This window comes from Microcoleus sp. Pol7_B2, from assembly GCF_036701035.1.
Lineage (GTDB): Bacteria > Cyanobacteriota > Cyanobacteriia > Cyanobacteriales > Microcoleaceae > Microcoleus.
In genome coordinates, this window is the sequence record NZ_JAUBQB010000064.1 from 18,856 (window position 1) to 41,063 (window position 22,208).

Here is a 22,208-nt window from a genome sequence, read left to right on the forward strand (position 1 = left end):
GCTCTTCAATTCCAGCAACTATTGGAACTGAGGCACCCTACCATTATGCTTTGCTTTGGAAAAAACTCCGCCGTTTATGAAATCCCTCTAAAGTTATAAAAGAGTCGATAGCAAACCGCACCAAAATATCACCGCCGTTAGAGGCAGGCATGGGGAGTTTACTTTTACTCTTAACAAGTGGTAGTAAAAAATCGGAAAAATTTTGTGAACACTGTAACTGCGTTTTTTAAAAGACTGCGTATCGGTCAATTTTTGACTGTATTTATGGCAGGTGTGCTGCTGTTTACCAGCACCGCTTGCAATTCGGGCGATGTTCGAGGTGCTCGGCCTGACAATCCTCCCGTTCAAGCTGGAGGAATGAATAATCCTCACAAGGGTGGCGGTGATGGATACACGAATTATAAAACATCCACCGATCCTAAAGTAAATCAGTCGCCTGCTCAAGCAGAAAAGAATCGGGCTGATTTGTCGCTCGTGGGCGATCGTCTCCTGGCCTCGACTACTGCTGAATCTAATTCCTCAAAACTGCTTTATCCTGGTTCTGCACCGATGGAAACTGACAAGTTCGACCTCGAACTCGGCGGAGATAAAACTCTGTTAGAAGCGCCAGACGGACAGCCGGCTAAGGCTCAACCCGTATTCGACCGCAGCGATCCCGATGCCAATATTTTAGAGAGAGTAGGCGCAGCGTTTAAGGATGCTTCTGGTTTCCTCAAAGATAGCGCTGAAGATGCCAAGGAAAGTTCCGTTACGAAACTCAATCCGCTGCAAAAATAAGCTAGCAGAACCAAAATTTATGTAGGGGCTGTATGAAACTAGCCCCTCCATAAATAATATAATTTATTGAAACCAGATAAACGCTTGTAGAGCTGCTACCTGCTCTACAAAATTTACGCTTTGTATGCTTTTTTGATATGATGCAGAGCAATATATTTTACATTTTCGGGGATTTCGGCGGCGAATTCCCAACAGTATTTCTGGTAAATTTCAATCAGGTTGAATAAATCTCAAACATATTGAGCAACATGAACTATTTTATGATAAATTAAACTGACTGGGTTGTTAATTTCGTGAGCGACTGCAGCGACTAACTGTGCCAAACTCGACATTTGTTCGGAGTGAATTAGCTGACGATGCCAACGAAAGTTCCGTTACAAAACTTAAATTTTAAAATTATTTTACAGTTCCATAAAAAACCCCAAACACTTTTAGGCGTAAAGAAAGAAGGATTGTAATCATGGATAAAATACCCGATAGCTCCCACATGATTGGAAAGCTTTTTATAAAATGACCTAGTTTTTATTACAATAGCGAGAGTTCATTGGCATCAGGGTGGTATTGAATCTTTCTATATCAGAAGTTTTGCCCTGATCTCTCCCGACAAATTGGTGTCGCTTGCGAGGGAAAACTTTTTCCTATCGCCCTCCATGATGAGATTGCTGAGTTCATCAGCCACATTTCAATTGAGCTACAGCTAGGAGATGGTATCGTACTATATACCGATGGTATTTCCGAAGCAAAAGACATTCACAAAAAACAATATGGCGTTGAGCCGATGTGTGAAGTCCTGAGCAAAAACTGGCATTTATCGGCACAAGTAATCAAGCAAGCGGTGATTGACGATGTGCGGCGACATATCGGCCATCAAAAAGTGTTTGATGACATCACATTTTTGGTTTTGAAGCGGAGGGAATTAGGTCTAGAAAAAAAGTAAAGTCACAGCATCCAGTCACCGCATTGCTTTAGAGCCATCGCCAATACCTCGAAAAAATAAAATTAAAATTATGACATGAAACGGGAAAATGGTCGGCGGGGCGATCGCCTTAGCAATCAAATTTACGTACGAAAAAGTGGTGAAATATCTCAAACGCCGCCCCCCAAAAGAGGCTGAATCTCAAGAGAAATTCTAAGCGATAGTCACAGTCTTAATTTTTAGGAGACTAATCTGTTAATGGTAGTTAAATACGAGTTGTTCTCGTCATTTTTTTCATCATTATTGCCCTTCTTGCCTCCTATACTACCTTATAATCAATCGAGATAATGACTCGATTAAATGGTAAAATATTCGCTTAGATTGGTTAATTTGTGCTTCTTTGACAATGGGAACGGGCATCTGGGCAATGCACTTGATAGGAAAGGTGGCTTATCACCTGGCAGTAGCGATCGCCTACGATTTACCCATTGTTATTTTCTCGCAGTCATTGCATCTGGTATCGCCTTCTATAGCTTGCATCCAAATTTTGCACACAGATTCTCATTGTTAATCCCCGGTATTTTCATCGGTTCTGGCATTGGAAGTATGCTTTATATTGGCATGGCGACGATGCGAGTACCTGCCGAAATGCACCATAATTACTGGATTGTGGCACTGTCTTTCTTAGTTGCCGTTATTTCCAAATCTATAAGGAAGTCCGATGTACGACTTGACGAGATTCACTTTAAGGGACATGGCCGAATGCGGGTGGGCTCTACGCCAGTTCGGCTTGGGGGTGGAAAGTATGGAAGAGGCGAGTAACAGAATTGTTAGGTATCTTTACGAAAATTTCTGTACTAAGCCAACTGGTGAGAAATCCTGCGCCCTCGTCCGTTTGTTCAAAACTCACCCTTATGAAGACTTAGAAGTTGAACTTGCCGAGTATGCCCGTAGTATGTTGAACCACTCTCCCGCTTTGCCTGCGATGAAGTGCATGACTCTACTGGCAACGGTAGGAGAACAAACGGAATGGAACTCAAGACACACATCCGTTGGACACAAAGCTATTCCACTGGCAAGCGAATCTGTAGTCGCTCAGATGCCGATGATCTCACAACTCATCAGACAGCTCGGCTTAGATATAAAAACAGTTATCAACCCTGACCCGAATCTTTTAGTAGAAATCGAGCAGAGGAAATACAACGTCTTCTATGTACCTGAAGCGATTGGCAGCCCATATATTCCCGCTCAAGACTCCTTTGTGATTCCCTTCGGAATCAAATCTGTGTTGGGGTTTGGTGGTCTATTACCTTCAGGCAATATGTTTGCAATTATCATGTTCTTGAAAGTCCAGATTCCCCATAGCACGGCTCAGATGTTCAGCACTCTGGCGCTGAACGTCAAGACAGCACTGCTGCCCTTCTATCGAGGAGCTGTCTTCGCTCAAAAAGATGAATCTGCTACAGCCTCTAGGCAAATATTCACAAGAAACACTGAGCAGGAGCTAGCGCACCTTAAATCCAAAGTAGCGACTTTGACGCAGTTGCTTGATGTTTTTGACCAATCGATCTTTGTACAATCCGATCGACTCGAACAAGCCATAGAGCAACTGGCGGACTCCGCGCAAAAGTTAGATACCCTCAACGAGAGACTCAAGGAAGAAAATCTCCGCATGGGTGCTGAATTGGATATCGTGCGTCAGATGCAGCAGATGATTCTGCCCAATGCTGAGGAACTGGAAATTGAAGGACTCGATATTGCTGCATATATGGAGGCTGCCGATGAAGTCGGCGGCGACTACTATGATGTTTTAAACACCGATGGCGTTGTCACTCTGGGCATCGGCGATGTCACTGGACATGGGCTCGAAAGTGGCATCTTGATGCTGATGGCGCAAACCGCCGTTCGCACCCTCAAGGAAATCCCCGAAGTAGACCCGGTTCGGTTCCTAGATGCGCTCAACCGCACCCTCTACAAAAACGTGCAGCGCATGAAGTCCGAAAAAAGTCTCACCCTAGCAATTTTAAATTACTCCGAAGGACGGGTCAGCATTAGCGGTCAGCATGAAGAAACCATTATTGTGCGCCTTGGTGGACAGGTAGAACGTATCGACACGATGGATTTGGGCTTTCCTATTGCTCTTGACGATGACATTGTTAAGTTCATCAGTCATATTTCAATGGAGCTACACCCAGGAGATGGTATCGTGCTATATACCGATGGTATTCCCGAAGCAAAAGACATTAAGAAAAAACAATATGGCATGGAGGCGATGTGTGAAGTCATTAGCCAAAATTGGCATTTGTCGGCACAAGAAATTAAGCAAGCGGTGATTGACGATTTACGGCGACATATCGGCAATCAAAAAGTATTTGATGATATTACGCTGCTGGTTTTGAAGCGGACGGAATTAGGCGTAGCAACAGAGTCACCGCCTCAAGCAGCCCCATTGGTTTAGAGCGATCGCAAATACGTCACAACAATAAACTGATGACAGGAAACGGGAAAATGGTTGGCGGGGCGATCGCCTTAGCAGTCAAATTTACGAAGAGGTGGTGAGATATCTCAAACGCAGCCCCCCAAAAGAGGTTTAATTTTAAGAGAACTCCAAAGCTGTAGTCAACTTCTAAATTTTTATGATTAAATCTATCTAATGATATATTGCATCAATGTAAAGAAAGCGATCGATCGTGGGATGAGCGCTCCCTTTATTGACATTAGTGCTTTCGGTCAATTAAAACTATTCACTCAAAGCCTTTCTACATAGCGTAAGGCGCGCCAAGGCGCACCCTACCGAATCGATTTGCCAGGGTAATTCCTATTCCTATCAAAGCTTTTTCCGAGCTAAAACAGCTTTATTCTATTTTTTCTTTGACTCAGAAACATCAGCAATCAAATCGTCTTTATCAACTTTGGGTACAAAATCAGGGCGTTCTTTGGATTCCCAACCGGGGGGGCGCTTGGAGTTATACCAGGCGATCGAGCCGATCGTAGCTGCGGCAATAAAGCCAGCAACAAGAACTAATATTGGAGTGCTCAAGCTGACACTTGATTCCGGCACTGGCTGCTGCATGAGCAGCTCAATCATTACTCGCTTGATGGGTGCAACAACAACTGCTATGGGAGTGGTCAAGCTGATATCTATCATTAGGCTAAATCCTTATCTACTCTACTTTTACATTATTTTAAGTGCTAAGGACGTTTGGTTGATATATCTGAAGGCTGAAAAATTGGCAGAATTGCGGTCATAATGTTTAGAGCTTGAAAATAGGAGAGCTGATTTTATGCCGTTGGGGACAATAGCATTGCTGTTGGCTGCTAGTTTCAGCCTGGGTGCTTTACCGCTAACGGGATGGGCGGTGCGAGTGTTTAGCCGCCGAGATTTGAGGGCCCTGGGTACGGGGAATGTGGGCGTGTCTGCTGCTTTCATTCACGGGGGGAAATTAGCGGGAATTGCTGCGGTGTTGGCGGAAATAGCCAGGGGTATTTTGCCGGTTTTGGCGGGGCGATTTTGCTTCCCGGATGCACCTGCGATCGCGATCGCCCTGTTAATTCCTCTAGTTGCGGGCAGATATGCGATCGCCCGAGGTGGAGGCGTGACCAACGCTGTTTGGGGTCTTTTGGTATTTTCGCCGCCGATGGCTGTATCATCGGGCCTTTGGGGGCTGCTGGTGTGGGGTTTGGCACAGCGGTGGTGGGGTGAGGGCGATCGGGCGAGACTATTTGCTTCCCGTTGCGGGTGTCTGTGTACCCCAATCTGGGTTTGGGTGTGGCGACAATCAATGCCCGAATTTTTAGCAGCAGCAGGATTAGCTTTGTTGTTAGCAGCAATTAATTTCAGTCAGGGTGATGATATGGCTTTATCTAAATCTGATCAATTGTTTTCTCTTGATGACTCGTTAGATGCTGCAATCTGCGGCGATAAAGCCGCTAAATTGTCTCAACTGAAACGAGCCGGGTTTAATGTACCCTCTGGTTGGATATTATCACAAGAAGCGCGCATCGGGCATCGGGCATCGGGCATCGGGCATCGAGGAAATAGTGATGAATTGTCAATTCCGAATGCTTTCATTCACAATCTAAAATCCCACATCCCAAATCGAATGATTGTGCGTTCTTCTGCCGCGGGAGAAGATGGCGATACGAGTTCTGCCGCCGGACAATATCAAACTATTGGCCCTGTTTTCACTGAAGCAGAATTGCTCGATGCAATTAATCGCTGTCGCCAGTCTTATTGGACTTCCGAAGCTGTGGCTTACCGCCGACAGCGACAATTGCCCGACACCCAAATTGCTGTATTAATTCAGCCTTATATTGACAGCGAATTTGCGGGAGTCATGTTCAGTCGCAATCCTTTAGATGGTGGTTCCCAGGTAATTATAGAAGCTTTACCGGGAGGAGCAGAAGCGGTTGTCGGCGGACAATATACTCCGGTTCACTTAGAAATTGATTTTAGTAAACCGGAATTATTAGAAAAACAATTAAATGAACTTCAAAGTAATTCAATTATTGCTCAATCGATTATAGTAGAATTGGCGAAACAAGCGCAAGCAATTGAAGCATTTTTTCACGGAATTCCGCAGGATATTGAGTGGAGTTGGGACGGGGAAAAAGTTTGGATTTTGCAAAGCCGCCCGATTACTAATTTGCAGCCTTTTTGGACGCGCACTATTGCAGCGGAAGTGATTCCCGGTGCAATTCGCCCGCTAACTTGGTCGATTAACAGGCCCCTGACTTGCGGGGTTTGGGGAGAGATTTTTCAGGTGGTTTTGGGCGATCGCGCGATCGGCTTAAACTTTAATGAAACGGCAACTTTGCTGGGTTCTCACGCCTATTTTAATGCGACTTTGTTGGGCGAAATTTTTCGGATGATGGGATTGCCGGAGCAGGGTTTGGAATTTTTGCTCAGAGGGCAAAAGATGGGCAAGCCGCCTTTGGGGAAGATTTTGCCGAATTTGCCTGGTTTGTGGCGTCTGGTGCAGCGAGAGAGGGCGCTCAATGCAGAATTTAAGGGCGATCGTACTTCTATTTTCCTCCCCGCACTCCAAAGTCTGGAGAAAAAAGAGGGAAGTTCGGCAACGGATTTAACGGAATTGTTGGAGAGAGCGGAGCAAATTCAGGAGTGGCTGAAACCGATTACTTACTACAATATATTAGGGCCGATCGGGCTTGCTATTCGCAAGGCAATTTTTCGCGTTTCAGATGAATGGCTCGACAATGACAGCGCTCCTGAAATTGCTTCTGTGCGAGCTTTGCAGCAGTTGGCTCATAAATTGCGGCAAGCTGCTGTTTCGCAGCATGACGAAACTGTTTCAGTCGCAAATTTAGCACAGACATTTGCGGAAACTCCGGCTTTACAAGCAGACTTTGAAAAGTGGCTTGATGTTTACGGATATTTGAGCGAGGTGGGAACGGATATTGCTGTTCCTACTTGGCGAGAACAGCCGGAAATTTACCAAAAACTGCTAATAACTATGGATCAAAAAGCGGAAACTAATTTAGTCGAAAAGCGGAAATTAGGCTTGACTTTTGGGCAGAAGTGGCGACTAGATAAATGTCAGGCAAGAGCGATCGTCAAAAACGAAATTAGCGAAATTTACGCGCGGTTGTTGGCTCACCTGCGCTGGACTTTTTTGGAGATTGAAGCTTGCGGATTGGCAATGCAGGTGTTTCAGGAAAGCGGGGATATTTTTTATCTGGAATTTGGCGAAATTCAGCAGTGGATTCGCAGCGGCGCGAGTCTTTCTTTTCAGGAGACAATTAGGGAAAGGCGCGATCGCCTGGTAGCCGATCGCGATCGCCAGATTCCCCCTGTTGTCTACGGCAATTTGCTGCCAAATTCTCAGACAAGGGCGATCGAACTGGCAACATCGGAAACTAATATCATCCAGGGAATTCCAGCAAGTATTGGTCGTGTCGAAGGGTTTGTCAAGATTTGCCGCACCGCCAGCACGGATTTAGGAGAAAATGCGATCGCAGTAGTTCCTTACACCGATGCAGGTTGGGCACCGCTGCTATTAGGAGCAACAGCAATTATCGCCGAAGTTGGCGGCCAACTATCTCACGGAGCAATAATCGCTCGCGAGTACAAAATTCCTGCAGTTATGAATATTTCTGAAGCTACAACTCGCTTGCGAGACGGTCAAAAAGTCCGAGTAGATGGGTATCTCGGCACTGTAGAACTGCTCGAATAAACGGAAAGAAAAAGGTAAAAACTTGTTTTCAGGTAGGGACACGGCACTGCCGTCTCCCTACAGCTTCATAAACGTGGAATCTGCTGTATCTCCAAGTCCTAGTTTCTTAGACTAAGAAATTCTCGACAACATAGTTCCCCACATTTCTACCCACACTTAAACCATTTACGTTAGCACTCATGAAATGAATGCCTCCGTAAAGGCGACTCATGCCCGATTCGTCGGCCGCTTCGCTGAAGTTTTGAAAGGTTCGCAAAGTGTTGACAGTCCTGTCTCCCCTATCTGCAAAGCCAAAATCTGAACCCAATACAGAGGTCATAACTGCATCTGCTGCACCGCTAAAGGTACTGTGGCCCGACGTGTACTCAGGGAACGGCGGAGTAGTGATCAGCGGAGTCCATAGGGGGTCGGCTGTCGTGTTCGGATTGTTGTCTGTGTCTGCTTGGCGAATAGCTGTCACCGGCCGCCACAAGTTGTACTCATACTTGGCATCCCAGCAGCTAATAGCTGCATCGGCAAGGGCAAAATTTAGCAGGGCGAACAAGCGGGCGCTATCTTCTAAGGATTGGCCGGTGAGAGTCGCGGTTTCTTCGGCGATTTGGTTCCAGTGGCCCGGAGGCGTAAACGTCCCAGCGCCGTTGGCCCAGAATTTGGCGATGGCTGTTTGGTCTAGGGTGCGCGTGAGGCTGTCACTTTTGCCGATTTCTTTGACGTAGTTAACTTCCTCTGCGTACTTGGCGCTGTCAAGGGCGGGCGGGCCGGCCGGGCGGAACTGAGAACCGCTAGTCATGGCAAAGGGAGTAACTTCTGCCCACTGTGGTGCCAGCGCGGCGGCAAGGGCGGGGGGAGTCGGTACCCAACTGCCAAGGTCGGTTTTGGGGGTGTACTGCACTACTTTCGTGATGCCGTCTGTACTCCGCGAACTGATAATTTGGTCGGCAACTTGCTGTCCGAGGGCAATCCCGTCTTGTTTGGCTTTGCCGTCGGTAATTTTGGCTAGAGACGATGCGTATGCTTCGTCAAATGTGGCTGCTTGCGCTGGGTAGAGGTTGACTAAGACGCGGTGGGCGGCCGCGGCGGTGGCTGCTTCTGCTGATGTACCTGCGGGTGGGTCTATTTCCACGAGGTAAGGGGTGTATTTTTTGCTGATTGAGTTAACAGCATCGTAAATGGCTGCGTGAACCATTGCCATGTTGCGGGAGGCGAGGGGAGGCGCAGTGTTGCCTGTCCGCACTGCATTCAGCATGACTCCGTTCCACTCGATGACAGGGTTTGCCGATAGCTGATTTGTGAATTGGTCGCGACTGATTGTACTGCTGTTGACTCCCGGCAAGACTGCTAAATATTCGCCCGTGAGTTTGTCTTGAATTACGGTGCTGTTGCTGTTGACTCCGGTGCCTTGCTGGATGTTTAAAGCTTCAAAGGTGAGGCCGTCTAGCAATCGAATTTTGTCATTGCCGTTGCCGAAGTCGGCGATGTAGTCGGCGGCAGCTACAGTTGGGCCGCCGCTGCCTTTAGCAATGGCAAAGATATCATCGCCTGTGCCGCCGCTCACGGTATCGCTACCTGCGCCCGCATAGATGAGATCGTTGCCGGAATCGCCACTAATTAGATCGCTGCCTTTGCCCCCCCAGAGGATGTCGTCGTCTGCACCACCAACAATCGTATCGTTGCCTTGGTCGCCGCAGATTTTGTCTTTACCTACATCGCCTTCGAGATAGTCGTCTCCGCTGTTGGCATAAATTATGTCGTTGCCCTCCAAGGCGTTAAATCTGTCTGGTTGGGTGGTTCCTTCAAGATAGTCAAATTTAGGACTAGGGGTGAGGGATGCCATGTTTATTTATTGGATATTTTGATTAAAGCGCAAAGGTTCGTAACATCTGTAGATGCTTAGGTGTGTTTACCCCTTATTTAATAATATTAAACTTTCTGGTTGAGACGTAAACGCCACAACCAAGCTTTATTTAATATTTAACGGGCTTTTTATGAATTTTTGCGCTTTGAATATGCGTAAATATACAGACATTAAAACTGACTCAGATACTGCAAGGTTGCTAATTTTTCCCAAAAAAACAGTTTTTTTTTATATTTAGAGCAAGATACTTTTTACCAGCATAAAAGGCGCGGATTGTGTAACGGAGTAAGTATATATTTATTAAGCACTCCTCAAAGCTGCGATCGGGTCGAGTTTGGCGGCTTGGCGGGCGGGGACGACGCCGAAGAAGAGGCCTACTGCACCGGATACGCTGACAGCAAGGGCGATCGCCACGGGTGATATTCCAGCTTGCAAGGGCGTGAAATTACCTACAAGCAAGATACCACCGACACCTACGCAAGTACCGACTATCCCTCCGGCAGCGGATAAAATCACAGCTTCGACAATAAATTGAAATAAGATATCTTGTTGAGATGCGCCGATCGCCTTTCTGAGTCCAATTTCCTGAGTGCGTTCGCTAACGGATACCAGCATAATGTTCATAATGCCAATGCCACCGACTAATAGGGAAATGCTGGCAACAGCAGTTAACATCAGAGTCAAAGCGCCGGAAATAGCCCCCATTCTTGCCATTAAATCCTTCTGATTTCTGACAGTAAAATCATCTTCGGTAGTAATTTTGTGCCGCAGTCTCAGCAGGTTTTCCACCTGAAATTGCGCCGCATCCATTTGCGATTCATCTTTAATCGAAATAAATATTGACGTGACAGCCAAACCGTAGGGAGATTTGCGCCCGACTATGCGATTGGCCATTGTGGCGATCGGCACAGCGGCGGAATTGTCAAAATTCGTACCAAAAGATGTGCCTTTGGGCGCCAATACTCCAATTACTTTGAGGCTGACATTTTGGATTCGCACCTGTTCGCCCAAGGGATTTGTATTGCCAAAAAGTTTCTCCGCTAATTCTGAACCGAGAACCACAACTTGGTTATTTTGCTTAACATCAAGTTCGGTCAGAAACCGCCCTTTTGCCATTTCAAAGCTTCTGACTTCTAGAAATTCTGGAATCGTACCAAAAATTAGAGCCGAAACATTTTTGTTGCTGTAGCGAACAATCTCTGAACTGTTAAGTTCTGCTGACACGCCTTGAACGGATGGGACTTGAGTTGCGATCGCCTTTGCGTCTGGCAGTACGAGAGTTTGAGGCGCACTTGAGATGGTACTTCGCCTAGCGTTCGGTACTCCCGGCCTCACGATTAATACGTTTGTACCCAGGGATTGAACTTGTCCTGCTACAAATTTTTGAGCTCCTTCTCCAATTCCAATCATGGCAATTACTGAGGCGTTGCCGACAATCATGCCAATCATTGTTAAACTGCTGCGAGTTTTGTTTGCTAGCAGTGTTTGACCTGCCATTTTGACGCTTTCAATAAAATTCATATTTTCTTTAAATGAACAAGAAGGAAAAAGAAAAACAGGCCAATGTCATGGTTTACTGTGCGTCGCAATCGCAATCCCCTGGGATTTGGACGCACAGCAAACCATGACACACTTAATAATGAATTACTACAGTCAACAGTCAACAGTCAACCGTCAACAAACTGATTAAGCACTTCTCAAAGCCACAATCGGGTCTAATTTAGCAGCTTGTTTTGCAGGTACGATGCCGAAAAATAAGCCGATGCTGCCGGAAACACCGACTGCAAGTGCGATCGCCACTGGGGAAACGCTAGCTTGCAGGGGAGTAAAAGCAGCTACTAAAAGCACGCCGCCGATACCAAATCCAGTGCCGATCGCCCCGCCTGCCGCCGACAAAATCACAGACTCGATCATAAACTGAATTAAGATATCTTGCTGAGAAGCTCCGATCGCCTTTCTCAATCCAATTTCCTTCGTGCGTTCCGTAACAGAAACCAGCATGATATTCATAATCCCGATGCCGCCGACAAACAGCGAAATTGCCGCCACGAAAGCCAACATCAACGTCAAAGCACCAGTAATACTGCCCAAAGTATTCATCAAATCTTTCTGATTTCGGACTGTAAAATCATCTTCCTTAGTAATTTTATGCCGCAATCTCAGCAAATTTTCTATTTGAAATTGGGCTGCTTGCATCATAGTTTCATCCTTGATAGCAACCGAAATAAATGTTACTTTTGTACCGTAGGGAGACGAGCGACCCACGATTCGATTTGCCATTGTTGTCAGCGGCAAATAAACATTCATATCTTGATTGTCGCCAAAACTTGAGCCTTTCGCCTGCATGACACCAATCACTTGAAAAGTCGAGTTTTTGATGCGAATGTATTGACCAACTGGCTGTGTATTGCCAAACAATTGTTCGGCTGCTTCCGATCCTAAAGCAACCACATTTTCTTGTCTTTCTAAATCTAATTTGCTTAAAAATCGACCTTGACCGACATCAAAGCTTCTAACTGTCAGAAATTCTGGGGTAGTTCCGACAATGGAAGATGAGACATTTTTATTGCGGTAAGTAACGAGTTGACTGTCATTTAGGGTTGGTGCGACTTCTTGGACAGAAGGAACTTGAGATGCGATCGCCTCTGCATCTTCCACTACTAAAGTCTGTGGCGGTATCACCGGCCGGCTTTGCGCTTCAGGACTGCCGGGAATAATAAATAGCAAGTTTGAACCCAGAGAGTTAACTTGTCCCTCGATAAATGTTTGAGCTCCTTCTCCGATACCGATCATCGAAATGACAGAAGCATTGCCTATGATAATTCCTAACATCGTCAAGGTGCTACGAAGCTTGTTTGCCATCAAAGTTGTGACGGCCATTTTGACGCTTTCAACAATATCCATAATTCGATTTTAGATTTGGGATTTTAGATTTTAGATTAGGAATTGGAATTATTGGTGCCAACTTAATATTTAAACCCATAATAAATCTCGCTTGTAGTCGAGTCTCGATCCCCCTAAATCCCCCTTAATAAGGGGGACTTTGAATAGTCTTGTCCCCCCCTTGTTAAGAGGGACTTTGACTGCTCTTTTCCCCCCTCTTCTTAAGGGGAATTAGGGTTGGAAAACACCCTAGAGCGATCGAGATAAATAATCCCCCATGCCCTATGTCCCATGCCCTATGCCCCATGCCCTATGCCCCATGCCCCATGCCCTATTTCTGATTCTTGATAATATCCTCCAGCTTTTTACCTTGAGGAAGTTCGGTAAAAACGCGATCGCCCGCTTTTGCACCCTCTAAAATCTGAATCTTGTTGCCAATAGTCGAGCCAACGGTAACAGGTTTAAACTTCGGCTGTTGTTTCTCATCAGGAACTAGCACACCCGTTTGACCTTTATTAGTGACAATTGCCACCGTCGGCACAACTAAAGCATTGCTCAGCTTTTGACCGACAAATCTCAAATCTACATTCATCCCCGATTGCAGCGACTCTTTGCCCGTATCAATGGCAACTCGCACTTGAAATAGCGTCACATCCCGTTCCTTAACAGCTTCCGGCGCAATTAATTTAACGCGGCCTTTAAACACTTTGTCTGGATAAGCATCGGCGACTATTTCAACTTCTTGACCCGGTTTAATTTGACTGATATCAGCCTCCGGGACTTTCGCCAAAACTTCCACATCTCTAGCTAAAGCGACAATCGATGTCGAAGTTGCCGAAGTAGCTTCCGAGGCAGAAGTTGCCGGAGTTACAAAAGCTCCTTGGATGGCGTATCTTTGGGTAATAATTCCAGCAAAAGGAGCGCGAACTTTCGTATCTTCTAACTGCACTTCTTGAAAGCGGACTTGAGCTTGAGCTTCGGCTAATTCAGCTTGAGCTTGAGCTATTTCTTCCGGGCGAGAACCATTTTCTTGTGCTGCCAATTGGCTTTTTGCTTCAGCAACTGCTGCTTCGGCTTTGGCGATTTCTTCTGGACGGTTGCCGTTTTCTACTTGCGCTAATTTGCTTTTAGCTTCGGCAACTTCTGCTTCGGCTTTGGCAATTTCTTCGGATCGCGTGCCGTTTTGCAATTGGTTCAATGCTTGCTGCTCGACTTGCACAGCAGCTTGCAGTTGCTGAATTTGCGACAGCCGATTTTCTTGCAGTTGTTGCAGGCGTCTTTGAGATTCTATTAATTTAGCTTGGGCTGTACGATTTTCTTTAATTAACTCATCCAGTTTATCTTTAGCCAGAGCACCTTCTTCCACTAGCGGCCGATTGCGTTCCACCCGTTGAGCGGTTAGTTCGGCTTGGGCTTTACTCGAGTCAATTTGCGTTTGTGCTTGGGCAATTTCTTGTTTGACACTGCCGGTTTGAGCGTCTGCTAAACGAGCTTGAGCTTGGGCTAAACGAGCTCGCGCTTGGCTGACTTCTTCAACGCGGCTGCCGGCTCGCAGTCGCTGCAAGCCAGCTTGAGTTTGCTGCAAGCGGGCTCTGGCTCCTGCAACTTCTTCAACGCGGCTGCCGGCTTGGGCTTGCGCGAGACTGGCCTGGGCTTGATCTAAGCGCGCTCGGGCGCTGGCGATGTCTTCCGATCGATTCCCGGCTTCGATTTTGGCGAGTTTGGCTCGCACGCTGGCTTCGCGGGCTTTAGCTTGAGCTAGTTGAGCTTCTACATCGCGGCTTTCCATGCGGGCAACGATTTGTCCTGCTTCGACTTTATCGCCCTGTTCTACAAACAATTCTGCTATGCGCCCCGAGCCTTTGGGGCTGAGATTCACGCGCTGTACCGGCTGCACCGTCCCGCTGGACGTGATCCGCACCGTGAGGTTTTGCGCTTCCACCGGCACTGTCATAGTGGCGATCGCATCTACTTTGGGCTGCGATCGACTTTTTGCTACATATATAGTGGTCGGTACAGCTAGCAACCCGGCTGCAACCAACCCAATCGCCCACCGCTGCGGTTTGCGCGCGGGTTTCTTCGGAGACTGCTTTTGGGCGGTTTTTTTATCTGCAATTTTGGTTTCTGTGGCCTTGGTGTCTACAGTCTGAGTATCTTCCACCTTGACCTGAGCAGTTTCCTTTTTGGGGCTAACGATCATACCGACTCACCTAATTTAATCTCAGGATTACCTTTAAAGGTAAAATTTTTTCTGATGCTCGGCATCGTCTTTCAGACTCATCCGATCGGGTGATTTTTAAAAAGTTCCCCAACCAGCACCTGTAAGCAATTATAGCTAATTGTTGCAAATTATTAAATAATGTTAAGTTTTTTCAGCCTAAAGAGGTGGGCCCAAACTGAATCGCTGCCGGCTGCTGGCAAATAAAAATATATTTTAGCAGATAATATTATTTTTGGGAGCTAGGCGCGCGCTTCTCACCAGCAAGCAAGGCGGATTTGACAGCGGGCGATCGACTACACTAGGTCATTGCGGACTCGTGTTAGCCATCGCAGCGGGATCTGCTAGTGCGAATTTCGCAACGAGACAGTATGGACACACTTATTCTCATAAACCCAGTTTCACGGCTAGCGGTGCGTAAGTCCTGAATACATATCCGCCCGGTGTCCACAACAGGTTAAAATATTTTTCAAATTAGTTAAAAATGGAAAATCCCAATAATGAATCGTCCTCAAAGCGTTACAGTTCTGGCAATTTTGCAGCTCATTAGCGGCATCTTCAGTCTGCTTGACGGCTTGTTCATCTTACTTTTTGCAGGCATTTTTGGCGGTCTCGGTGCGGCTTTCGGCGGGGCAAAAGTTGGCGCTGTAATCGGCGGCTTCATTGGAATTTTTGCTGCGATTAGTTTCATCTTAGGCCTCCTCTCCTTACTTTTAACTTGGGGCTTGTTTCAACTCAAAAATTGGGCTTGGACGGGAACGTTAATTGTCCATATCCTTGCCACCCTCACGCAAATTACCAAAATGTTGGGCAGCGGCGGTACAGCAGTCAATTTTTTAACTCTGGGTTTTGCAGTGGCTAGCATTTACTACCTGCTGCGACCGGATGTTAAACAAGCATTTCGGGTCTGATTTCCTTTTCATTAACGGTACTGAATTCTCGGATCGAAAAAAGCATAGGAAATATCAACCACCAGATTAATCAGTACAAAAGTTACAGCCACAAAAATTACTCCTCCTTGGACAATTGGGTAATCCCGCGTCAGAATACCCGTATAAATCCAAGAACCAATTCCCGGCCACGAGAAAATCGTTTCAGTCAGAATAGCGCCACCTAAAAGAGTGCCGAACTGCAAACCGATAGTTGTGACGATCGGTAAAAACGCATTTTTCAAAGCGTGTTTCAAAATCACCCAATATTCCGGCAATCCCTTAGCCCTTGCAGTGCGAATGTAATCTTGAGAAAGCACTTCCAGCATCGCAGAACGAGTGATACGAGCTATAATAGCCAGAGGAATAGTTCCTAAAGTCAAAGCTGGAAGGATTAAATGGGCGATCGCATCCCGCAAAGCCGCTAAATTCCACCTCAGCAAAGAATCCAAAATATAAACACCCGTAATCGACTTAAAACCAAACCCCAAATCTACACTAATCCGCCCGCTAGGAGGCAGCCATTTCAGATAAACAGCAAACAAATAAATCAATATCAATCCCAACCAATACACTGGCAAAGATACGCCAATTAACGAACCACTCATCGCGAGATTGTCCAGCCAGCTATTTTTCCGAACAGCAGCCAAAATTCCCGCCGGAATTCCGATAACAAGTGCCACCAACATCGCCACCACAGACAGTTCAAAAGTAGCAGGCCAGCGAATTATAATTTCATCAATTATCGGAATACCGCTAATAATGCTATTTCCCAAATCAAAGCGGATCAAACTCCATAAAAAAGCAAAATATTGCAAAGGCAAAGGCTGATTCAAACCTAATCTAGCTCTCAATATTTCCACCTGTTCGGGAGTTCCCCGTTCTCCCAAAAGGACTGTAGCTGGATCTCCCGGTATCAAATGCAAAAATATAAATACTAGCAGAGTGATTCCGAAAAGGACTGGCAATAGTCCCAGCAAACGTTTAACAATATATTGAAACATCAGTTGATCTCATTCACTTTGCAAATTTGCCAAAATCCGATCGACCGTTTCTTCTACCGTTAGATTGGTTGAATCCAGCCAGTAGCCAAGGCGAGGAGTTTCGGTACGGAGAATGCGATCGAAGGCATAAACCATTGTTTCGTTGGCATATCCGGTCTTCGATCTTGCTGCATCCCGTGCCGCTACAACTTCTGCCTTCGGACACAGAACGATCGCGGACAACGGCACATCGTGGAAAGTGGCAAGTACCTCAGCCAGTGCCGAACCAATGATGATGTCTTGATAAACGACCGTAAAACCAGCGTGGAGATAGTGTCGCGCTGCCATTGCTGCCAGGTGATACCGCAGTTGAAGCTGCTGATATGCCTCGGCTGACAAATTTAACGCCATTTGGGCCTGTCCATTCACAATCATGCGACGAAAGATATCGCCGCGAAGGTGGACACTTTTGGGCAAGCGTTCGGCAAGTGATTGGGCCACACTTGATTTCCCGGCAGCCATGTTCCCGGTAATCAAAATAATTTGTGGCTGATGATTTGCAGGTTGCGGATTGCTGTCCATACTGTTTGTTAAGGTAAATTCAAGTTAAGTATGAGAACCGAGGAGAGGTGTCTCGATCTAAACTATCAATTTTTGCTCACTTCCTCAAAAGACTCAGACCCCAAAGGACTCGGAATCCAAGATTGAATATTCTGGCGTTTCCCTAAAAGCGGCTGCGAATGTACGATGGGCAAACGCACAGCTTCCATGCAAAATCTCGCTAACTTCCTCATTAGATGTGAGATTTGAGATGTGAGAAGAAGAATAAAAATTGAAAAGTAAATTTATGTAAAGTATGAGGAACCAAAGAGAAGATATTTTGAGCGACAGTGACATACTTACGCACATACTTACGCAGACATAGGCTGTTGTAAAATAGATTTTATTTGAGCTGAATCTTGCAGGCGATCGCACTAGCACTAGATAAAAACGAGCGATCGCACTTTTAAGCGGAATATACGCATTTTGTGACATAAATGAATTTGTGAGGTGTATTATGCCTTCCTCAACAATATCAGCAAGCGCGATCGCAGATGCCGTTGCAGGTACAATCCCTGAAACCACACTGGCTATTGGAAAACTAGCGCCTAGCTTTGAATGGCTCAAGCAATTCGGCACACCCAATGACGATCGCTTCCAGAGCGCAGCACTTGACAGTGCAGGCAATGTCTATCTGACAGGAAGCACCTTTGACCCTTTGAGTGGCACCAATCCAAGTACAAATGCCTGGGTAGCCAAATATGACAGCAGTGGCAGTCAGTTGTGGCTCAAGCAGTTAGGGGGCAGTAATAACTATCCCAGTGAAGTGACTGTTAATAGTGGTGGCAATATCTACCTGACAGGAAGCACTGCTGCCGCTTCACCACTGGGATCTTTTGACAAATACGACGCTTGGGTAGCTAAGTATGACGGCACAGGCAGCCAGTTATGGCTCAAGCAGTTCGCTTTAGGAAACTTTGATGACTTTCCCTCAGATCTAGCTGTGGATACTGCTGGCAATGTCTACCTGACAGGAACAAGTGGCTATACAACTTCAGGTGCAGGTGGAGGCCCCAAAAGCGCCTGGGTAGCCAAGTATGACGACAGTGGCAACCAGTTGTGGTTGAAGAATGTCAATTCTGACACCCACGACATCTCCGATGGCATAAAAGTGGACAGCAGTGGCAATGTCTATCTGACGGGCACAAACTATAACTTTTCAAAAGGCTATCCACCGGATGTTGACACCTGGGCAGCCAAGTATGACAGCAATGGCAATCAGTTGTGGTTGAAGGAATTCGGGACTGCTGACTCTGACTACGGAGAAATCACAGCCCCCTCAGATTTAGCAGTGGATAGCGCTGGCAATCTCTACCTGACTGGAGAAACCAACGGCTCTTTGGGAGGTCCCAATGCAGGCAGTGAAGATATTTGGGCAACTAAGTACGACAGCAATGGCAATCAGTTGTGGCTCAAGCAATTCGGGAGTCCTGAAGATGATTTCCGCCCAAACTTAGCACTTGATAGCGCTGGCAATCTCTACCTGACGGGAGAAACCAACGGCTCTTTGGAAGGCCCCAATGCAGGCAGTGAAAATATTTGGGCAACTAAATACGACAGCAATGGCAATCAGTTGTGGCTCAAGCAATTTGGGACTGCAAAATCTGACTCCCCCTCAGACTTAGCAGTCGATACCGCTGGCAATGTCTACCTCACAGGAGAAACCGACGGCGCTTTGGGAGGCACCAATGCAGGCGGTCAAGATATTTGGGCAACTAAGTACGACAGCAATGGCAACCAGTTGTGGCTGAAGCAATTCGGGACTGCTGAATCTGACTCCTCCTCAGAATTAGCACTCGATAGCACTGGCCATCTCTATCTCACGGGATCAACCGACGGCGCTTTGGGATCTCCCAATGCAGGCGGTCAAGATATTTGGATTGCTAAACTCGGCACAATTACAGAGGTAGTCACACCAACACCAGTACCAACACCGATACTAATATCGACGCCTACTCCCACAACAACGCCGACGCCTACTTTCACACCAACTCCTACGGCAACACCAACGCCCTCAATCACGCCAACGCCCAGTCCCACATCAACACCAACGCCCTCAATCACGCCAACGCCCAGTCCGACATCAACACCAACGCCATCTGTCACACCGGCACCAACGCAGAACTCTTCTCCAATTATGGGTACTGATGGCGACGATATCCTTCTAGGCGATCGCAGCAACGATACCATTAGCGGTAAACAGGGAAACGATACCCTCAGCGGTATTGATGGCAATGATTGGATGCAGGGTCATCAAGGAAATGATTTTCTCGAAGGTAGCAACGGGGATGATACGCTTTACGGTGGCAAGGGCAATGATACTTTGCTTGCGGGGAACGGTGAGAATGTTTTATTTGGCGATGGCGCTTCTGACAGTCTCATTGGAGGTGAAGGGAATGATACTCTCTACGGCGGTCAGGGAAATGATACCCTATTTGGCAGCTTGGGAAATGATTGTTTAATTGGAGGTTTGGGGAGCGATCTATTCCTCTTAGGACTTGATGTCGGAACGGATACCATTTTAGATTTTGAAGACGAGAAAGATTTGCTCACACTTGCTAGCGGTATCACCTTCTCTCAATTAGCAATCACTCAAAGTAACAGTGCAACTTTAATCCGGTTTGTGCCAACAGGACAAATCTTGGGATCTCTGATCACGATATCGGCGAGTCAAATTAATGCTGCCGACTTCACTTTCCTCTAAAACATCACTTACGCATAAACTCTATCTGTAGGGTACATCTCGCTCTAACTTCTCAATTTTTGCTCACTTCCTCAAAAGACTCAGAACCCAAAGGACTCGGAATCCAACCTTGAATATTCTTGCGTTTCCCTAAAAGCGGCTGCGAATGTACGATCGGCAAACGCACAGCTTCCTCGTGCAAAATCTCGCTAACTTGCGCATAAATTTTCGCCCTAGCTGCTTTATCGCCACTCGCCCTCCCCTGTTCCAAAAGTTCCAGAACTTTAGGATTTTTCCAATTTCCCAAATCCCCCGTGGAACCAGGCCCGAAGTGAGGATAATAAAAATTGTCTGGATCGCCGTAATCTCCAGTCCAACCCATCATAAAAGCTTGAAATCCGGGAGGTTTGAGGCGATCGGCTAAATAAGCAGACCAATCCTTTGTTAGCAATTTTACCCGAATCCCGATCGCGCTCAAATCCGCCGCCAAAGCCTCAGCAATCGGCTTCGGCGTGGGAAAATAGGGACGGCTGACGGGCATATACCACAAATCCAAATCAAAACCGTTCGGATAACCGGCTTTCGCCAGCATTGCTTTAGCTTGCTGCGGGTTAAATTCATAATCTTTAACTTTATCAGACGCAGCCCAATTCAGCGCAGGCGGGATAAATTGCGAGTCGTATTTTCCCAGTTCTCCCCAGAAAGCTTTGACTATTGCTGGCTTGTTAATTGTTTGGGCGATCGCCCGCCTGACTTCCGGTTTTGACAACGGTTCGTAACTCAGATTTAACCCTAAATAACCGACATTAAAAGAAGGTCGCACAACAGCTTCTAAATTAGCATCTCCCTGAACTTCTTTCAATTGATCTGGCGTTAAATCCACAGTAAAATCAAGTTGTCCTGCTCGCAACTGAGCCAGTCTCGCCGCCGGATCGTCAACAAAACGAACTACCAATTGATTGACTTTTGGTGTACCCGTTTTCCAATAATTAGGATTTTTTTCTAAAACAATGCGATCGCCCGATCGCCATTCCTGAAACACAAAAGGCCCCGTACCCACCGCCAGCGACCCCGGAGTGCCGTATTTAGCACCCGCTTTTTTCACTGCCGCCGGACTCGCCATCCCGAAATAACCAGACCCTATCGCCGAGGGGAAAGCAGCAAAAGGTTGATTTAAAACAAACTTAATTGTAAACTTATCAACAACTGCCACATCTTTTACCAGGGAATTTTTATCTCCCTTAAAACCACCAAAAAAATTCTTCCAAATTGGATAAGTTTTGCCAGATTCTCGATAACCGTTAGGATTGTTGGCATCCCACCAGCGATCCACATTAAACTTTACAGCTTGCGCATCAAAATCCGTACCGTCGTGAAACTTTACCCGCGAACGCAACTTAAAAGTCCAAGTTTTACCATCTTTAGAACTTGACCATTCAGTAGCCAGACTCGGTTCAAGTTCCACAGTTCCCGGTTTGAAATCAGTCAAGCGATTGTAAATTTGGTCGATAACAATCACCGAATTGCCATCAGTAATATTTCCCGGTTCCAGATTGACCGGCGGCCCGCCCGCACCGTAAACTAAAGCCCCCGCCGGAACCGCAGCAGGAGTTGTTGGAGTTGGAGAATTATTGCTAACCGTGTTTGAGGGCGTGCCGCAATTGGATAAAATTACAGCCATCCCAAAAACTAGACTTAATAAAACTAAACGCCAGGGTTTTAACAATCTCATTTCAATCGCTCCGGTTTAATAGAAAATTGTACTCATATCAATAAATTTCTAATTTGCTCTTTCTCTCACCTCTGTAGTTTCTGCCTTATCGGCACTTCATTTAGTAAATTCTCTATTAAAATCTAATCTCAACTAACAAACCAAATATAGCAGCCTGATGATATCATGCCGGAGGGGAAAATCTCAACCCACACCTTTACATTAGGCGACGCAACCAGCATGAAAGCTAACGTTGGCGCCCCAGCTAGAAGGGTCATTCGATTTGAGGTTTTAGATTTTAGATTTTAGATTTTAGATTTACTCCATGAATCTGGGGGGAACATCTCATATTTGTAAAAACACTTCTTATGGCTCCTTTCTTCGGGTGCATCTCACTGTTGCAAATATATGAAAAAAGGGCGAAAATGAAAAAGCTAGTAAAACTGTGAAAAAAGATGA

General features: G+C 46.3%; 17 protein-coding genes. 8 read left to right on the forward strand and 9 right to left on the reverse strand.

The genetic code is table 11. The features are described 5' to 3' along the window. Positions 1-204 precede the first annotated feature (204 nt). The 5 genes from QUA57_RS21150 to QUA57_RS21160 all read left to right on the forward strand — a co-directional run bounded on the left by QUA57_RS21150 (position 205) and on the right by QUA57_RS21160 (position 4,151). Entirely contained in the window at positions 205-777 is a 573-nt protein-coding gene (locus QUA57_RS21150; protein ID WP_333063432.1) for a DUF6658 family protein, read from the forward strand. Positions 778-1,462: 685 nt separating this feature from the next. Further along, the gene (locus QUA57_RS21155) at positions 1,463-1,714 is read left to right on the forward strand and encodes a SpoIIE family protein phosphatase (RefSeq protein WP_333063446.1); all 252 of its coding nucleotides are present in this window, start codon (positions 1,463-1,465) and stop codon (positions 1,712-1,714) included. A 385-nt stretch (positions 1,715-2,099) separates the two neighbouring features. Next, positions 2,100-2,264, forward strand: a complete 165-nt coding sequence (locus tag QUA57_RS28765; protein ID WP_445251927.1) for an MHYT domain-containing protein — start codon at positions 2,100-2,102, stop codon at positions 2,262-2,264. Further along, positions 2,258-2,515 (forward strand): MHYT domain-containing protein, encoded by a 258-nt coding sequence (locus QUA57_RS28770; protein ID WP_445251928.1) that lies wholly within the window; start codon positions 2,258-2,260, stop codon positions 2,513-2,515. Before QUA57_RS28765 ends, QUA57_RS28770 begins: the two co-directional genes overlap by 7 nt. Further along, entirely contained in the window at positions 2,415-4,151 is a 1,737-nt protein-coding gene (locus QUA57_RS21160; protein ID WP_333063433.1) for a PP2C family protein-serine/threonine phosphatase, read from the forward strand. The genes QUA57_RS28770 and QUA57_RS21160 overlap by 101 nt, the downstream gene beginning before the upstream one ends. Before the next feature lie 402 nt (positions 4,152-4,553). Here the strand turns inward: QUA57_RS21160 and psb35 are convergent, their stop codons facing one another. After that, positions 4,554-4,766: a photosystem II assembly protein Psb35 gene (psb35, locus tag QUA57_RS21165; protein WP_190745419.1), complete on the reverse strand. Its 213-nt coding sequence runs from the start codon at positions 4,764-4,766 to the stop codon at positions 4,554-4,556. Between the two features lie 211 nt (positions 4,767-4,977). Here psb35 and QUA57_RS21170 point away from each other — a divergent pair, with 211 nt between their 5' ends. Then, a complete protein-coding gene (locus tag QUA57_RS21170) occupies positions 4,978-7,887 on the forward strand; it encodes a glycerol-3-phosphate acyltransferase (RefSeq protein WP_333063434.1) in 2,910 nt (969 codons plus the stop codon). Between the two features lie 106 nt (positions 7,888-7,993). Here QUA57_RS21170 and QUA57_RS21175 read toward each other — a convergent pair whose 3' ends face one another. From QUA57_RS21175 to QUA57_RS21190, 4 genes are all read right to left on the reverse strand, one after another. Beyond that, the gene (locus tag QUA57_RS21175) at positions 7,994-9,721 is read right to left on the reverse strand and encodes a phosphatase PAP2 family protein (protein WP_333063435.1); all 1,728 of its coding nucleotides are present in this window, start codon (positions 9,719-9,721) and stop codon (positions 7,994-7,996) included. 321 nt (positions 9,722-10,042) lie between these two features. Beyond that, positions 10,043-11,263, reverse strand: coding sequence for an ABC transporter permease (locus QUA57_RS21180; protein ID WP_333063436.1), 1,221 nt, complete (start codon positions 11,261-11,263; stop codon positions 10,043-10,045). Between the two features lie 165 nt (positions 11,264-11,428). Next, the gene (locus QUA57_RS21185; protein ID WP_333063437.1) at positions 11,429-12,646 is read right to left on the reverse strand and encodes an ABC transporter permease; all 1,218 of its coding nucleotides are present in this window, start codon (positions 12,644-12,646) and stop codon (positions 11,429-11,431) included. Between the two features lie 310 nt (positions 12,647-12,956). After that, positions 12,957-14,825, reverse strand: coding sequence for an efflux RND transporter periplasmic adaptor subunit (locus QUA57_RS21190; RefSeq protein WP_333063438.1), 1,869 nt, complete (start codon positions 14,823-14,825; stop codon positions 12,957-12,959). Positions 14,826-15,343: 518 nt separating this feature from the next. Between QUA57_RS21190 and QUA57_RS21195 the strand changes: the two genes are divergently transcribed. Continuing rightward, the gene (locus QUA57_RS21195; protein ID WP_333063439.1) at positions 15,344-15,754 is read left to right on the forward strand and encodes a hypothetical protein; all 411 of its coding nucleotides are present in this window, start codon (positions 15,344-15,346) and stop codon (positions 15,752-15,754) included. 11 nt (positions 15,755-15,765) lie between these two features. Here the strand turns inward: QUA57_RS21195 and QUA57_RS21200 are convergent, their stop codons facing one another. The 3 genes from QUA57_RS21200 to QUA57_RS21210 form a co-directional block, all read right to left on the reverse strand. Continuing rightward, complete coding sequence (locus tag QUA57_RS21200; protein ID WP_333063440.1) at positions 15,766-16,776, reverse strand: ABC transporter permease; 1,011 nt, start codon at positions 16,774-16,776, stop codon at positions 15,766-15,768. A 9-nt stretch (positions 16,777-16,785) separates the two neighbouring features. Then, entirely contained in the window at positions 16,786-17,337 is a 552-nt protein-coding gene (locus QUA57_RS21205; RefSeq protein WP_333063441.1) for an AAA family ATPase, read from the reverse strand. Positions 17,338-17,402: 65 nt separating this feature from the next. Beyond that, positions 17,403-17,549: a hypothetical protein gene (locus tag QUA57_RS21210; protein ID WP_333063442.1), complete on the reverse strand. Its 147-nt coding sequence runs from the start codon at positions 17,547-17,549 to the stop codon at positions 17,403-17,405. A gap of 263 nt (positions 17,550-17,812) precedes the next feature. Here QUA57_RS21210 and QUA57_RS21215 point away from each other — a divergent pair, with 263 nt between their 5' ends. Further along, positions 17,813-20,059, forward strand: coding sequence for an SBBP repeat-containing protein (locus tag QUA57_RS21215; RefSeq protein ID WP_333063443.1), 2,247 nt, complete (start codon positions 17,813-17,815; stop codon positions 20,057-20,059). A gap of 52 nt (positions 20,060-20,111) precedes the next feature. Here the strand turns inward: QUA57_RS21215 and QUA57_RS21220 are convergent, their stop codons facing one another. Next, positions 20,112-21,770 carry an ABC transporter substrate-binding protein gene (locus QUA57_RS21220; protein ID WP_333063444.1) on the reverse strand — a complete coding sequence of 553 codons (1,659 nt, stop codon included), beginning with the start codon at positions 21,768-21,770 and terminating at the stop codon, positions 20,112-20,114. Positions 21,771-22,208 lie beyond the last annotated feature (438 nt).